This window comes from Cellulophaga lytica DSM 7489 (assembly GCF_000190595.1).
Lineage (GTDB): Bacteria > Bacteroidota > Bacteroidia > Flavobacteriales > Flavobacteriaceae > Cellulophaga > Cellulophaga lytica.
This window is the reverse complement of record NC_015167.1, coordinates 2,940,390-2,955,108: the sequence shown is the minus strand read 5'-3', so window position 1 is coordinate 2,955,108 and position 14,719 is coordinate 2,940,390. Positions and strand designations below refer to the sequence as shown.

Here is a 14,719-nt window from a genome sequence, read left to right as displayed (position 1 = left end):
AATGAAAAAATATTTTTTAGCAATTGTTGTATTAGCAATAAGTATTAGCTCATACGGACAAATATTAGAACCAGTTACTTGGAAAACATCAGTAAAAAAAATATCTGCCACAGAGTATGATTTAGTTGCTACAGCTACTATAGATGATGGTTGGCACCTATACTCACAAGTAGTACCAGAAGGCGGACCAATAGCTACGGCTTTCATTTTTGAAACAGGAGATAACTATACAATAGCTGGCAAAACTAAAGAAGGTAAAGGACATACTGTAGATGACCCAGTTTTTAATATGAAAATTACCTATTTTGAAAAAAAAGCTAGTTTTACACAACGTATTAAATTAACTAAACCAGGTAAAACTACTGTTGTAGCTGAAGTAGAGTTTATGGTTTGTGACGACTCTAGATGCTTGCCTCCTACTTACGTAGATTTGAATTTTAAAATAGAATAAGAATACCGCATTATTAAAAAAGAGAGTTACCTAAAAGTAACTCTCTTTTTTTTTACTAAAACTAAAATAGTTAGCTAAAACACTAACCATCATTTGCTACGGTCTTAATTTTTATTAAATTTGCTTTTATACTAATTTTTATAGCATTTTAATTTATGGGAAGAGCGTTTGAGTTTAGAAAGGCACGTAAAATGAAGCGTTGGTCTGCAATGTCTAAAGCATTTACTCGTATAGGTAAAGACATAGTAATGGCTGTTAAAGAAGGCGGACCAGATCCTGACTCTAATGCACGTTTAAGAGCTGTTATTCAGAACGCAAAGTCTGTAAATATGCCTAAAGATAATGTAGAACGTGCAATTAAAAGAGCGTCAGACAAAAGTTTAGGCGACTTTAAAGAAGTTCTTTTTGAAGGGTATGCTCCACACGGTATTGCAATTTTAGTAGAAACTGCTACAGATAACAATACAAGAACAGTAGCCAATGTACGTAGTTATTTTAACAAATGTAACGGTAGCTTAGGAACTTCTGGTTCTGTAGAATTTATGTTTGACCATACTTGCAATTTTAGAATTCCGGCAGAGGGTATAGACCCAGAAGAGCTAGAATTAGAATTGATAGACTTTGGAGCCGAAGAAGTATTTGTAGATGATGATGGTATTTTAATTTATGCTCCTTTTGAAAGCTTTGGTGCTTTACAAAAAGAATTAGAATCTAGAGGTATTGAAATATTATCATCTGGTTTTGAACGTATACCACAGGTTACTAAAGAACTAGAAAATGAAGAACACGTTGCCGAAGTAGAAAAATTATTAGAAAAATTAGAAGAGGATGATGACGTGCAAAACGTTTACCACTCTATGAAGGAATAATTTTTCACATAAAAATAGAAACAAACAAAGCCCTTAAATTTTCTTTAAGGGCTTTGTTATTTATACATCTATATAATTACATATTTCTTTTAACTCTTCCTTCAACTCCTTTAAAAAAAGCTTCGTAAGTTTTAAAGTCTAATTCTGTATTACTGGTAGTACTCAAAGCTTCAGAAATTTTTACTTCTTTTTTACCATAATCAAAAGCCACCATAACCACGGGTACATGTGCTTGTTTTGCAATGTAATAAAAACCAGTTTTCCATTTAGATACTTTACTACGTGTACCTTCTGGAGCTAGCGTTAAATGTATTTTAGTAGTATTTTTTATTAAATCTGTACAAGCATCTACAAAGTTATTGCTTTTTGTACGATCTATTGGCATACCACCTTGCCACCTAAAATACCAGCCAAAAGGCCACTTAAATAAGCTTTTTTTTCCAACAAAATTAAACTCTTCATTAAGAACTCTTCTAATGAGTAAGCCTAGAAAAAAATCTAAGTTACTTGTGTGCGGTACAACTATTACAACACATTTATCTATCTTAGGAAAGGCCCCATTTAAAGTCCATCCCATTATTTTAAAATATATAAATTTAGCTATCGCATGCATCATCTCTCTATTTCATTTAAAATTTATAACTTTTGTACAGCAAAAATACGTTACTCGTTATCTAATCTGTAAACAAAATGCATTTTTTTATCAATTAAAGATTTAGGAAGGTTTTTAAATACCATATTCCTAATTTTAGAACCAAAACCTAAATGTGCAACTTTACCCGTAATCCAAGACTGGTTTACAATAGAGTTTACTTTTTTATACCTTACCTTCTGAAATTCTTTAAAAGGACTATCTGTAGTATTTGTTGCAATAATTTTAGATAAAAAATAAGCATCTTCTATAGCTTGGGCTCCTCCTTGTCCCATATTTGGTGTTGTAGCATGGCCTGCATCACCCAACAAACAAACTCTATTTGTATGCCATTTTTTTATTGGTTTAAGGTCTATAATATCATTTCTAAGTATAGCATCTATATTGGTATTTGCAATTAAATCTGTAACCACATTTGCATATTTTTTATACTCCTTAAGCAAGTCTTCCTTTAAAGTTTCTTTATTATCTGTTAAAAAAGGTTTGCTCTTAGCTACTGCAAACCATGATGTTTTATCCGCAGATAGTTTAGATATTCCAAATCTGGTTTGCTTACCCCACATTTCTATACCACGATGATTATAATCTTCTGGCAATTTAAAATTTGTTACTCCACGCCAACACGTTTGTCCGCTATACCTAATTTTACTTTTAGGAAAAAGTTGTTTACGTACTACAGAGTTTATACCATCTGCACCAATTAGGTAATTTGCAATAGTTGTTGTGGCATCTAAAAACTGAAGTTCTACACCTTCTTTAGTTTCTGTGTAACTCTTTAAACCTTTTCCCCAGCTAATATTAGAACTAGCTACATTGTTAGCCAATACTTTTTGCAATTCTGCCCTATGTATGGCAACGGTAGAATACCCGTACTCTTCCTTTGCTTCATCTTGTTTACTATCTGTAAGTGTTTGTAAATCTGCCGTTGCAATTGTTATACGGTCTATAGAATTACCTGCGTTTTTTACCTGGTCTAAGATACCCAACCACTCATAAACTTTTAACGCGTTTGGAGCCAACCATATTCCTGCTCCAATAGCATTAATATCTTCAGCTTTTTCATACAAATGATATGGTATATTTAACTTTTCAAAAGCCAAAGCCGTTGTTAAACCTCCTATACCAGCACCTATTATAGCGTACATTTTATTTTATTTATAGTTATTTATAAAATTACTACAAAAAAAGCCGAAAGCGTATGTACACTTTCGGCTTTTTTAAGATTATATAAAGTCTATTATATTTTTGCGTAGATAGATCTTAATTTTTCTGGAGTTGCAGTTTTTTTCCAATCTTTACCTAAGGCATTTTCCCAAAGTGGTTCTAAGCTTAAAGCAACATTTATCATTGTTGTAAACTCTTCTTCAGTTAAATCTTTACAAATACCTGTAGGCAAAGTAATATTGTGTTTATCCATCATTTTATAAAACAATTTTACACCTTCTGGGTAAAACTCTTCTAAATGGTTAAACACTAAACAGTTTCCTATACCGTGTTTTACGCCCAATAAATAAGATAAACCGTAACTTAATGCATGCGCAACACCTACTTGTGAGTATGCAATACTCATACCTCCGTGCCAAGATGCCATCATTAATTTATCTCTAGACTCGTCTTCTGGAATATCTTTTAAATACACATCATTACAAAGTTCCATAGCTTTTTCGCCATAACTTTGACTAAATGCATTTAAAAAAGTACCTTCTAAAGACTCTACACAGTGTATGTAACAATCCATACCTGTATAAAACCACTGATCTTTTGGTACACCCTGTGTTAAATCTGGGTCTAAAACTACCTGATCAAAAGGAGTATAATCTGAGTTTATACCTAATTTACGTTCTGGACCTAATAACACTGTAGTTCTAGACACTTCTGCACCTGTACCACTAATTGTAGGTACACCTACGTGATAAATTGCTGGATTTTTAACCAAATCCCAGCCTTGGTATTCTGCAGAACTACCTGGGTTAGTTAACATTATTGCTACAGCTTTAGCCATATCTAATAATGTACCACCACCAATACCAATAATACCAGAAGGCAACTCATTATACTCTGCCTTAATTTGTTCTACTAAATCATCTACTTGGTATGTTTTTGGTTCAAATTCTGATGAAACAAATATAGTTTTATCATTCTCTACCAAAGGTATTCTGGCAGCTAATTCTTTTCCTTTAAAAACATCATCAATTAAAAAAATAAAAGGTGCGTTTGCACTTTTACGTTTTAACTTTAAAATGTCTCCTATTTGGCTAAAACTACCGTTCCCAAAAATTACTCTAGGTACCATTGGGAAGTTTCTATATGTTGTCATAGTATTATATCTGTTATGTATGATAGGGCAAATTTAAGCAAACCTATCTTGTTTTATGAATTTCTTTTTCTAAAATAATGTTATTTTAAGTAGTCTAAAATATCTTCAATTTTATTTAAGGTTAAAAACGAATTAGATTCCTCTTCTTCTTTAGATACGGTTTCATGCACCCAAGTTGTATGAAAAGGAATATGTACCGCCTGTGCACCCAACTTTACAATTGGTAATACATCAGATTTTAATGAGTTGCCTAGCATTACAAACTCTGATGTTTTAATTTGAAGATGATCTAACAGGTTTTTGTAATTTTCTTCCTTTTTATCACTTAAAACTTCTACGTGATGAAAGTATTTTTTTAATCCAGATTTTTCTAGTTTTTGTTCTTGATCTAGTAAATCTCCTTTAGTTAAAACTATTAATCTGTACTTAGACTGAAGCTTTTGTAAAACAGACTCTACACCTGGTAATAACTCAACAGGTTGGTCTATCATTTGTTTGCCAATGTTTAAAATTTTAGCAATAACTGTATTGCTTACTTTGTTGTTAGATAGTTCTAAGGCCGACTCTACCATAGATAATACAAATGCTTTAATACCGTACCCGTAACGGCCTAAATTTTGCATTTCCATTTTAAATAATTCCTGGTCAATTCTATTTTTTGTCTCGTACCCTTCTAACAATTTAGCAAAGGTTTCTTCTGCTTCTCTAAAATAGGTTTCATTAACCCAAAGTGTATCGTCTGCATCAAAACCAATAACTTTTATATTTTTAAAATCTACTTCCATTCTGCCTGTGCTCTTTCTAAATCTTCTGGTGTATCTATCTCTATACCAGATGTATTATCTACAATCATTTTAATTTTTTTGCCGTACTCCAAATAGCGAATACACTCTATTTTTTCTGATGCCTCTAAAGGTAACATTGGCAGATTGTAAAAATCCATAAGAGCATCTTTTCTAAAGGCATAAACACCTTTATGTTCGTAATATTTTAGTCCAACATTTTTTTCTCTAGGGTAAGGAATTGGCGAACGAGAAAAGTACAATGCAAAATTTCTGTTATCTACTATAACTTTTACATAGTTTGGATCTTTAATTTCATTTTCATCTGTCATTTCAGACATAATTGTAGCAAGATCTATTTCTTTTTTATCATCGTTTTTAAATACAGATAATAATTCCTCTAACCCTTCTTTAGGTGTAAAAGGCTCATCACCCTGAATATTAAAAACTATATCTACGTCCATATTTTCTACAGCCTCTGCTATACGGTCACTACCACACTCGTGTTCTTTAATACTCATAATAGCCTTACCACCAGCCTCTGTTATTGTCTTGTAAATAGTGTCACTATCTGTAACCACAAAAACATCATCAAATAAATTTGTTTTTACAGCGGTTTCATATGTTCTAACAATTACGGGCTTACCTGCTAAATTTTGCATTAGTTTACCAGGAAATCTAGATGCTGCATAACGTGCAGGAATCATTGCAATAATCTTCATGTATCTCTTTTTCTATTTTTTTCGTTTAGGCATTAATTTTCTGTACATCCTAAAAATTAATGTTAATATTATAACCACCAAAACAGCACCAATTACAGGGGCTATAATGGTTGCTGTAGACACTACTACAGCAGTACCAGTTTCTACGGTTGCAACAACAGGATTTGCCAAACCACCAGTTGTAGCGGTAGAGGTTAACCTAGTTGCTGCAGAAGTACCTTTTATGGCGCTGGCTGTACCACCACCAGCAATAATTGCTAAAGACCAAGTAATTACCGGATCTAAATTAGCTACTGTAGATACCATAACTGCGGTACCTGCAATTGCAGCCAAGGGTATGGCTGCAGAATCTAGCAAATTATCTACCCAAGGAATAAAATAAGCAAAAATTTCTACCAATGTTGCTACTCCTAAAACTATTAGTGCTGGTAAACTACCTATCCAGACCCAACTTTCATTTAACTCCCAAGCGCCAAAATATGATGCTAAACTTAATGCAAATAAAGGCAAAAAGACTCTAAAGCCAACAGATGTTGCTAAGCCTATACCTAATAAAATACTAATAATGGTTTCTGTTGTCATTTGTAATGGTTTTATGTGTTTAAATTACTTTAATAAAGTAACTATTTGGTTAGTTATACACATATATTGTACCAAAAATAGACTATTCCCAATCAAGAAAAAAATCGTTCTTAAATCCTATTAAATACAGTTGTTTTTTAGCTCTTGTAACTGCAGTGTACAACCAACGTAGGTAATCTTTATCTATACCATTAGGCAAATAGGGCTGCTCTACAAAAACGGTATCCCATTGTCCACCCTGACTTTTATGGCACGTTATAGCATAAGAAAACTTTACTTGTAATGCGTTAAAGTATTTGTTGTTTTTAACCTTTAAAAACTTTTTGTATTTAGAAGTTTCATCTGCATAATCTAACATTACCTCTTGGTACAACCTGTTACTTTCCTCATAAGGTAAAGACGGCGTTTCTGCATCTATAGTATCTAAAAGTAAAACAGTTTCAAAAGCAGGCATATTTGGATAATCTACCATTTTAACGTTTACTTCTGCAAACTTAAAACCGTATAGTTCTTTAATAGCAAAAATTTCTAAAATCTCTAAAATGTCACCGTTTGCTATAAAACCCGCCTCTGTAGTTGGCTTAATCCAAAAATAATTATTTTTTACCACCATCATATAATCTCCTGTAGAAATTACATTTTCTAAATACAAAATACGATTTCTAATATTGGCATTATACAAATTGGCACGTTTGTTAGAGCGTACAATAAAAGCTGTTTCTTCTTTTCCGTTTTGTGCATAAGAATCTTCAATAGCTTCTAAAATATCATTACCTTCTATTAAACGCACAATGTCTTTGTACGGATTAACATCAAACTTAAAATCTTCAAAAAAACTACCGTGCAACTGCTCTCTTAAATTAGTTGCATTCATTAAAATACCCGAGTCTTCTGCCTGTCTCATTACTTCATCCAACTCTACCTTAGTAACATCTTTATTATAATTTAAGGATAGTCTGTCTTCATCTAAAGCCGGGCTAATATCTAGTTTAACCGGTGGTAACTGAGCTGTATCTCCAATTAAAACCAGTTTGCAATTTTTACCAGAATATACATAAGACATTAAATCATCTAGTAAAGACCCATTTTCAAACAGCTTAGAATCAGATGGTGCATCTGGTATCATAGAAGCCTCATCTACCACAAAAACAGTATTTGTATGTTTATTAGGTGCCAAGGTAAATTGTATACCTCCACCGCTTTGTTTTTTAGGAAAATATATTTTTTTATGAATAGTTAATGCCTTTGTATTTGAGTAGTTAGACATAACCTTTGCGGCTCTACCAGTAGGAGCCAAAAGCACAGCTTTCATTTTAATATTCCACAAATTTGTAACTATAGTTCCAACAATTGTTGTTTTTCCTGTACCGGCATAACCTTTTAAAAGAAAAAGATCATCTTTATTTTTAGACACTAAAAACTGAGAAAGCTTCTCTAAAGTAATGAGTTGCTTTAAAGTAGGCTCAAAAGGAAATTTCTCTTTTAATATTTTAAAGAATGATGTAGAGGTAGGTAGATTCATAAGTCTTCAAAGATAATGATGAAATTTAAGCTGAAATACTTTTGTGATTAAAAAAAAATTGTAGATTTGTGTCAAACCACTAAATAAAAACAACAGTATACTAATGAAAACCGTAATTAAAATTGTTCTTTGGTTAGCAGCTATCTTTTTTGGATACATGATATACCAATCTGTAAATGGTCCTATAGAATTTAAAAAAGTAAAACAAGAGCGCTTCCAAGCTGTAATTAACTCTTTAAAAGATATTAGAGACATACAAGAAGCTCATAAATCTGCCACTGGTAAATTTGCTCCTAACTTTAATGCTTTAGTGAAGTTTGTAGAAAATGGAAATTACTACATTATACAGCAAAGAGACTCTTCTTATATGGAGTATGACAAAGACTTTGGTATTGATTTACAAAGAGACGTAAAAATTGTAGATACTTTAAATATTATACCTGTTAAGGATTCTTTATTTAAGAATGATGACAGATACAAAACATTAAAATATGTACCTTTTTCTAAAGATGGTAAAGCAGAATTTGATATGAAAACTGCTACTATTGAAAAAGGAGGTAAAAAAGTTTCTGTATTTAAAGCTTCTGTAAAAAAAGATGTTGTTTTATATGATCAACCTAAAGATTTAAGAGACAGAGAAAATGCTTTAAATAGTGTTGAAGAAATAAATTATGATGAAATTATAGTTGGTGACTTAAATGATGTAAGTACTAGCGGTAACTGGCCTCCAATTTATGACAGAAAAACAAAAAAATAATACTTTAGATACTACATCTAATTATAAAAAATTGTCCATTCAAATTAGTTTGAATGGACTTTCTTTTTGTGTTGTTGATACTCTAGACAATACAGTGTTACTATCTAAAAGAAAAGTTTTTGATACAGAACTAGATCCTTTAGAGCTTGAGAAAGAACTTGTTGGTATGTTTAAAGAACATAACATTACAAGTGAATCTTATACAGAAGTGATTGCTACGCACAGAAATACTTTGTTTTGTTTTGTGCCAAAACCTTTGTTTGTAGAAGAAGAAGCACACAATTATTTAAAATATAATACCAAAGTTTTAGCAACAGATTTAATTGCTAATGATGAAATAACAAACTTTGATATTGTAAATGTTTTTGTTCCCCTAGTTAACATTAACAATTACATTTATGACCTGTTTGGAGACTTTACATACAAACACAGTTCTTCTATAATAACATCATCATTACTTAATGCAAATACCAATAACGAAATTACTTGTTATGTATATGCATCAGAAAAACAAATGGATATTGTTATAATAGACAAGAAAAAATTACTCCTTTTTAATAGTTTTGAATACCTAACAACAGAAGACTTTTTATATTATTTACTTTTTACTTGCGAACAATTAAAGTTAAATAATGAAACTGTTTTAATTAGACTATTTGGAGACATAGAAGAAGATGGTACTATTTACAAAAACTGCTATAATCATTTTAAAAATATTTGTGTATATGCACCAGATAATAGCACTTTTCAACTAGGAGATTACACAAAAAAAAATATAGACTTTACCGTTCTAAACGCCCTATAATGCGCATAATATCAGGAAAATTTAAAAGTAAAAGACTAACAGCACCTAAAAAATTACCTGTTAGACCCACTACAGATATGGCTAAAGAAGCCTTATTTAATATTTTAAATAACCATTATTATTTTGAGGATATAAGCGTTTTAGATCTTTTTGCTGGAACAGGTAATATTAGTTATGAATTTGCTTCACGCGGAACCGAGAATATTATTTGTGTTGATGCAGACTATGGTTGCGTAAAATTCATAAATCAAACCGCTAAAGATTTAGAGGTAAACATATCTACAATTAAAAGTGATGTTTTTAAGTATTTAGAGCGTACAGCTATAAAATCTACAATTGTTTTTGCAGACCCTCCTTATGATTTTTCTACAGAAGATTTTGCAAAAATACCAGAGTTAGTTTTTAAAAACGACTTGCTTACTGATAATGGCTTGTTAATTGTAGAACATTCTAAACACACTAAATTAGATGATTTACCTAACTTTTCTTACCAAAAAAGGTACGGAGGAAGTGTTTTTAGCTTTTTTGAAAAAGAAATCAAAGAAGAATAAAAAAGAGCAGGTCATAAGCCGGATTCTGTAAAGCCAACAAGTAGCTCCTCTATCATTTATCTAGGCTTTTAGTTACCTAAAAGCTCAAACCGCCTACCCTTTAGCTTGGGCGTGTACCCTTATAACGCTAATTTACATGACGTTGCACCGCATAGAGTTTACCTGGTTTCACTACAGCATTACCTGTACATACTTTCTGCTGCACTTGTCCTCGTTTTACAACGGACGGGAATTACCCGCTATGCTACACTATGGTGTCCGGACTTTCCTCTTTACAAAACAAGTTTGCAAAGCGATAGAGTAACCTGCTCGCGGCAAAGGTAATTTAATTGTTGATAAGTAAGTACTATATCTTTGCAAAAAATAAGGTAAAATGAACCCGTATTTTTATATTTGTAATATAACTTTAGTTCACTAAAAAAAGCATAGTAATTGGAACCATTTGTAGTATCAGCTAGAAAATACAGACCACAAACATTTAAAGATGTTGTAGGGCAACAAGCTATTACAAATACACTTTTAAACGCCATACAAAACAACCATTTAGCACAAGCTTTGTTGTTTACTGGCCCTAGAGGTGTTGGTAAAACTACTTGTGCACGTATTTTAGCAAAAATGATAAATTCTGACGGAGAAGAAAACCCTGAAGAAGATTTTGCTTTTAATATTTTTGAACTAGATGCTGCCTCTAATAACTCTGTAGATGGTATTAGAAGTTTAATAGATCAAGTACGTATACCACCACAAGTAGGTAAATACAAGGTTTATATTATAGATGAGGTACATATGTTATCTCAGGCTGCTTTTAATGCATTTTTAAAAACATTAGAAGAGCCGCCAAAACACGCTATTTTTATTTTAGCTACTACAGAAAAGCACAAAATTATACCTACTATTTTGTCTCGTTGCCAGATATTTGATTTTAAACGAATTACGGTAAAAGACGCTGCAGAATATTTAAAATATATAGCAGAAAACCAAGGCATAGAGGCAGATGATGATGCATTGCATATTATTGCCCAAAAGGCAGATGGCGCAATGAGAGACGCCTTGTCTATTTTTGATAGAGTTGTTAGTTTTTCTGGAAAACAATTAACTAGAAAAGCCGTAACAGAAAACTTAAATGTATTAGATTACGATACTTATTTTGAAGCAACAGACCATATTTTACAAAATGACATACCGTCTTTACTAATACTATTTAACACAACACTTAGTAAAGGTTTTGATGGCCACCATTTTATAATTGGTCTAGCGTCTCATTTTAGAGATTTAATGGTATGCAAACATCCAAACACCGTAAATTTATTAGAGGTTGGTGATGAAGCAAAAAAACGCTATCAAGAACAAGCACAACAAACAAATAATGCTTTTTTACTTAAAGCCATAGATATTGCCAATACCGCAGATTTAAACTACAAAACAAGTAAAAATCAGCGCTTGTTAATAGAACTTGCCTTAATGAAATTAGCCTCTATCACTTATGATGGAGAAAAAAAAAATCCTGAATCTCTAGCATTAAGTAACCAAATAATTACACTAGTACCTGCATCTCATTTTAGAGAAAGCAAACCTAAAACTAGTAATACTGCTGCAAACACTAAACCCAGCGCTAGTAAAACTAATAACGAAGAAGCAAAAGAAACTGTTCCTGTCTACACAGACAACTCTACTATTGCTACTCCTACTAAACCTATAGTTGCTGCAAAAACAGTTACTAAAGAAGTAACTGCTACACCTGCTATAAAAAAGTTAAACATTAATACTCCTAAAAGAGTTTCTGGTTTATCATTATCTAGCTTAAAAGCAAAAGAACAACATAAATTAAACAAAGTAGATGTAGTTGTAGACGAAAGTACATTACCTAATGATGATTTTGAAGTTGAAAGGCTACAGGAATTATGGAGCAAATTTGTTGATAAAATAGAAGCTCAAGGTCAGCGTATTTTAGCGTCTAACTTAAATAGTGACACACCTGTTTTAAAAGACAGAACTACAATTAGCATACAATTAGCTAATGACACTATGAAAAAAGAGGTTGAACGTGAAAAGTACGACCTTATGGAATACTTAAAAAAAGAGCTTAACAACTACTTTATAACGCTAGAAATTACAGTTAATGAAGAAGCTGTAAAAAAGTTTGCATTTACACCTGAAGAAAAATACCAAAAACTAAGAGAAAAAAATCCTGTCATAGACTTACTAAGACAAGAATTTGATTTGAGTATTTAATAGTAATTGACTTATTTTTGCTATGAAACGATTATTATAATCAAACTAAGGACAACGCAATAACTCCTCTAAAACAAACAGTTACACTTAATAATTAATAGTTTTTTACTTACAAACACATCTAATAAACTAATAGAAACAAATTGCTATTAGTACTGTTTTTAATTTGCGAAAAATTAAAAATACACAAATGAAGAAAAACAATTTTAAGTCAATTATTTTTATATTATTAGCAATTAATATAATAACATCATGCTCTAATAAGGATGATGACACCAATGAAAAAGAAGACCCAATATCAAATAACGATCCTCTTGTTTACGTAGGTCAAACTACAAATGATAGATTAACAGATAACGAAGAACGTTTTTATAAAGATAAAATTCCAAATAAAGAACTTGTAGCAACCTTAAATGGTAATTGCAATCCATTAGATAGCGGTATATTAAATAATGAAATAGAATCATTATCTAATGATGGTGGCGGTGTTATTAGAATTCCAAAAGGGAATTACTGCTTAAGAGATATTATACTTAGATCTAATATACACTTAAAAATAGATCCTGAAGCAATTATAGAACCAGATTTAAGCGGAAACATTAAAAACAAAAACATAACCATTTTTGTTGTTGGTGAAGACTTCTATTTAGAAAATGTTTCAATTACAAACTTAGACGAAGATAACACTGACAGAAGCACCTGGTTTCAGTCTAATATTCCTAATGGAGAATATGGTGGTGTTAAATTAGTGGAATTTGGTAATGTGAAAAATTTCAAATTATCTGGCATAACGCTAACAGACAGCTTCTCTAAGTTTTCAAATATTGTTTTAAACCTACCTGCTAGTTCAAAAACAAATGAAGTATCTACAAAAGGTGTTATAAAAAATGTTTTTATGACTAATATGCATGTTGGTTATGGAGTTATACAAATGCAAACCGGCAGAAGTATTTTATGTAAAAATATAAGTGGTGAAGGCGGTATTACAATGAGAGTAGAAACTGGTGCTGCAAAAACAAATATGTTAAACGAAAAAACTGTAGACGATATTGTTGTTAGAGATATTACTGTAAAAAATGGCGATGCCGCTATGAACTTTTCTCCACATAGAGTAGATCAAGGACGAGTAGATGTAGAAAGAGTTATTGCTACAAACTCTACGCATGCAGTACAAATAGCTGCCGGCTTTTTAGATAACAATACTAATGGTGTAAATAATTTAGGTACGTTTGACAGTAAATCTTATATTGGAGACGTAATAGTTACTGGTGGCTACGGAGCACAAGTTAAAGGTAAAGATTATAAATATTTTAGCTGTGATAAACGAAAAGAACTAATAGAAAAATGCTATAATCCAGATGATGAAAGTGTTACAGGTACATCTATAAGTGCTGTTAGAAATAATGCTAGCTCTAATGCTGATTGCGCTAATGGTAGTGATGGAGGTTGCTATGAAATAATTATAGGAAGAATTACTAAAACCAATGAAGATTTTGAGCTAAATGACTTTTTTACTTATCCAAGTAGTGAAATAAAAGGCTGTCCTAAAGTTAAAAAACCTGAAGAAGGTAATTGCAACTAAAAAAGTTTTAAAAAAAAGAAGCGTCTAGTTAACAAACTAGACGCTTTTACAATTAAATATTCTACTTACTCCTCTCCCATTGCATATTTTAGACCACCATATAAATGTTCTAAAAAAACAGGATTTTTAAATGTTACGTTAGTATGTCCTAGTCCTGTATAAAAAGCTCTACCACCATCATAATCATGATACCAAGCCATAGGATGGTAATCTCCATTTTTACCTCCGTTATAACTCTTTTCATCTAAGTTTAATAACACATTTACATCTCTATTTAAATCTTTGTAATTGTACCATTCATCAACTTTTTCCCAAGTACCTTTTAGCATTTTAGTAGCCAAATGTGTACTATCTATAACTTGTAGTGTAGCTTTCTGCACCTTAGGGTGCCCATTAAAATAACCTCCAACTAGTTTGTTATACCACGGCCAATTATACTCTGCGTCTGCAGCTGCATGTATACCCACGTAACCACCTCCAGATTTAATATATTTTTCAAAGGCTTTTTGCTCTTCATCATTTAAAATATCACCTGTAGTATTTAAAAACACAACTGCCTTGTATTGTTTTAAATTAGCCTCTGTAAACATTGCAGAATTTGCTGTAGTATCTATTAAAAAATGCTTTTCCTTAGCCATTTTTTCCAAAGCCATAACGCCACTTTCTATAGAACCATGCCTAAAACCAGCGGTCTTTGTAAAAACAAGAACTTTAGGGCTTTGTAAACCACAAGAAAAAAAAGAAATACTTAAAAATAAGAATATAAAAGCTTTAAAAAATATAGATTTCATAAAATAGTTAGTTATAAATTGGTTACTATTAATTTACCGTAAGTTAGTAAATTTATGAAAAGGGAAGTATGTTATTTTTAATCTGTTACCTCACAAGCTAATTA

Annotated in this window: 15 protein-coding genes and 1 other RNA gene; 7 read left to right on the top strand and 9 right to left on the bottom strand. The window is 31.5% G+C overall.

What is annotated here, in order from left to right; translation table 11 throughout:
- Position 1 precedes the first annotated feature (1 nt).
- Both CELLY_RS13005 and CELLY_RS13000 read left to right on the top strand, forming a co-directional pair.
- Positions 2-451 (top strand): protein-disulfide reductase DsbD domain-containing protein, encoded by a 450-nt coding sequence (locus tag CELLY_RS13005; protein ID WP_013622144.1) that lies wholly within the window; start codon positions 2-4, stop codon positions 449-451.
- Positions 452-606: 155 nt separating this feature from the next.
- Complete coding sequence (locus CELLY_RS13000; RefSeq protein WP_013622143.1) at positions 607-1,320, top strand: YebC/PmpR family DNA-binding transcriptional regulator; 714 nt, start codon at positions 607-609, stop codon at positions 1,318-1,320.
- Between the two features lie 76 nt (positions 1,321-1,396).
- Here the strand turns inward: CELLY_RS13000 and CELLY_RS12995 are convergent, their stop codons facing one another.
- The 7 genes from CELLY_RS12995 to CELLY_RS12965 all read right to left on the bottom strand — a co-directional run bounded on the left by CELLY_RS12995 (position 1,397) and on the right by CELLY_RS12965 (position 7,897).
- Positions 1,397-1,933 carry a 1-acyl-sn-glycerol-3-phosphate acyltransferase gene (locus CELLY_RS12995; protein WP_034644485.1) on the bottom strand — a complete coding sequence of 179 codons (537 nt, stop codon included), beginning with the start codon at positions 1,931-1,933 and terminating at the stop codon, positions 1,397-1,399.
- Between the two features lie 50 nt (positions 1,934-1,983).
- A complete protein-coding gene (locus CELLY_RS12990; protein WP_013622141.1) occupies positions 1,984-3,117 on the bottom strand; it encodes an FAD-dependent monooxygenase in 1,134 nt (377 codons plus the stop codon).
- A gap of 92 nt (positions 3,118-3,209) precedes the next feature.
- Complete coding sequence (locus tag CELLY_RS12985; protein WP_013622140.1) at positions 3,210-4,289, bottom strand: iron-containing alcohol dehydrogenase family protein; 1,080 nt, start codon at positions 4,287-4,289, stop codon at positions 3,210-3,212.
- A gap of 80 nt (positions 4,290-4,369) precedes the next feature.
- The gene (locus tag CELLY_RS12980) at positions 4,370-5,074 is read right to left on the bottom strand and encodes an HAD family hydrolase (RefSeq protein ID WP_013622139.1); all 705 of its coding nucleotides are present in this window, start codon (positions 5,072-5,074) and stop codon (positions 4,370-4,372) included.
- Positions 5,065-5,793, bottom strand: coding sequence for a 3-deoxy-manno-octulosonate cytidylyltransferase (gene kdsB, locus CELLY_RS12975; RefSeq protein WP_013622138.1), 729 nt, complete (start codon positions 5,791-5,793; stop codon positions 5,065-5,067). Before kdsB ends, CELLY_RS12980 begins: the two co-directional genes overlap by 10 nt.
- Positions 5,794-5,805: 12 nt before the next feature.
- Positions 5,806-6,375, bottom strand: a complete 570-nt coding sequence (locus tag CELLY_RS12970; RefSeq protein ID WP_013622137.1) for a DUF4126 domain-containing protein — start codon at positions 6,373-6,375, stop codon at positions 5,806-5,808.
- 82 nt (positions 6,376-6,457) lie between these two features.
- On the bottom strand, positions 6,458-7,897 hold the full coding sequence (locus CELLY_RS12965) for an ATP-dependent DNA helicase (RefSeq protein WP_013622136.1): 1,440 nt from the start codon (positions 7,895-7,897) through the stop codon (positions 6,458-6,460).
- Between the two features lie 103 nt (positions 7,898-8,000).
- On the opposite strand from CELLY_RS12965, the gene CELLY_RS12960 reads away from it, so the two are divergent.
- From CELLY_RS12960 to CELLY_RS12950, 3 genes are read left to right on the top strand one after another with little or no spacing between them, the layout of a single operon-like run.
- A complete protein-coding gene (locus CELLY_RS12960; RefSeq protein ID WP_013622135.1) occupies positions 8,001-8,654 on the top strand; it encodes a hypothetical protein in 654 nt (217 codons plus the stop codon).
- Positions 8,632-9,459, top strand: coding sequence for a DUF3822 family protein (locus CELLY_RS12955; RefSeq protein ID WP_013622134.1), 828 nt, complete (start codon positions 8,632-8,634; stop codon positions 9,457-9,459). Before CELLY_RS12960 ends, CELLY_RS12955 begins: the two co-directional genes overlap by 23 nt.
- Positions 9,459-10,010, top strand: a complete 552-nt coding sequence (locus CELLY_RS12950) for an RsmD family RNA methyltransferase (protein WP_013622133.1) — start codon at positions 9,459-9,461, stop codon at positions 10,008-10,010. Before CELLY_RS12955 ends, CELLY_RS12950 begins: the two co-directional genes overlap by 1 nt.
- On the opposite strand, the gene rnpB is transcribed toward CELLY_RS12950, so the two are convergent.
- An RNA gene (rnpB, locus tag CELLY_RS16830) (RNase P RNA component class A) lies at positions 10,010-10,322 on the bottom strand. The genes CELLY_RS12950 and rnpB overlap by 1 nt on opposite strands.
- Before the next feature lie 120 nt (positions 10,323-10,442).
- On the opposite strand from rnpB, the gene CELLY_RS12945 reads away from it, so the two are divergent.
- The gene (locus tag CELLY_RS12945; RefSeq protein WP_013622132.1) at positions 10,443-12,242 is read left to right on the top strand and encodes a DNA polymerase III subunit gamma/tau; all 1,800 of its coding nucleotides are present in this window, start codon (positions 10,443-10,445) and stop codon (positions 12,240-12,242) included.
- Positions 12,243-12,432: 190 nt separating this feature from the next.
- Positions 12,433-13,824 carry a glycoside hydrolase family protein gene (locus CELLY_RS12940; protein ID WP_013622131.1) on the top strand — a complete coding sequence of 464 codons (1,392 nt, stop codon included), beginning with the start codon at positions 12,433-12,435 and terminating at the stop codon, positions 13,822-13,824.
- 65 nt (positions 13,825-13,889) lie between these two features.
- On the opposite strand, the gene CELLY_RS12935 is transcribed toward CELLY_RS12940, so the two are convergent.
- The gene (locus CELLY_RS12935; RefSeq protein WP_013622130.1) at positions 13,890-14,615 is read right to left on the bottom strand and encodes a ThuA domain-containing protein; all 726 of its coding nucleotides are present in this window, start codon (positions 14,613-14,615) and stop codon (positions 13,890-13,892) included.
- Between the last annotated feature and the right edge of the window lie 104 nt (positions 14,616-14,719).

Bases quoted from the DNA above. Each gene is read 5' to 3' on its own strand.
- CELLY_RS13005 (WP_013622144.1), top strand. From the start codon at position 2: ATGAAAAAATATTTTTTAGCAATTGTTGTATTAGCAATAAGTATTAGC.
- CELLY_RS13000 (WP_013622143.1), top strand. From the start codon at position 607: ATGGGAAGAGCGTTTGAGTTTAGAAAGGCACGTAAAATGAAGCGTTGG.
- CELLY_RS12995 (WP_034644485.1), bottom strand. From the start codon at position 1,933: ATGCATGCGATAGCTAAATTTATATATTTTAAAATAATGGGATGGACT.
- CELLY_RS12990 (WP_013622141.1), bottom strand. From the start codon at position 3,117: ATGTACGCTATAATAGGTGCTGGTATAGGAGGTTTAACAACGGCTTTG.
- CELLY_RS12985 (WP_013622140.1), bottom strand. From the start codon at position 4,289: ATGACAACATATAGAAACTTCCCAATGGTACCTAGAGTAATTTTTGGG.
- CELLY_RS12980 (WP_013622139.1), bottom strand. From the start codon at position 5,074: ATGGAAGTAGATTTTAAAAATATAAAAGTTATTGGTTTTGATGCAGAC.
- kdsB (WP_013622138.1), bottom strand. From the start codon at position 5,793: ATGAAGATTATTGCAATGATTCCTGCACGTTATGCAGCATCTAGATTT.
- CELLY_RS12970 (WP_013622137.1), bottom strand. From the start codon at position 6,375: ATGACAACAGAAACCATTATTAGTATTTTATTAGGTATAGGCTTAGCA.
- CELLY_RS12965 (WP_013622136.1), bottom strand. From the start codon at position 7,897: ATGAATCTACCTACCTCTACATCATTCTTTAAAATATTAAAAGAGAAA.
- CELLY_RS12960 (WP_013622135.1), top strand. From the start codon at position 8,001: ATGAAAACCGTAATTAAAATTGTTCTTTGGTTAGCAGCTATCTTTTTT.
- CELLY_RS12955 (WP_013622134.1), top strand. From the start codon at position 8,632: ATGACAGAAAAACAAAAAAATAATACTTTAGATACTACATCTAATTAT.
- CELLY_RS12950 (WP_013622133.1), top strand. From the start codon at position 9,459: ATGCGCATAATATCAGGAAAATTTAAAAGTAAAAGACTAACAGCACCT.
- CELLY_RS12940 (WP_013622131.1), top strand. From the start codon at position 12,433: ATGAAGAAAAACAATTTTAAGTCAATTATTTTTATATTATTAGCAATT.
- CELLY_RS12935 (WP_013622130.1), bottom strand. From the start codon at position 14,615: ATGAAATCTATATTTTTTAAAGCTTTTATATTCTTATTTTTAAGTATT.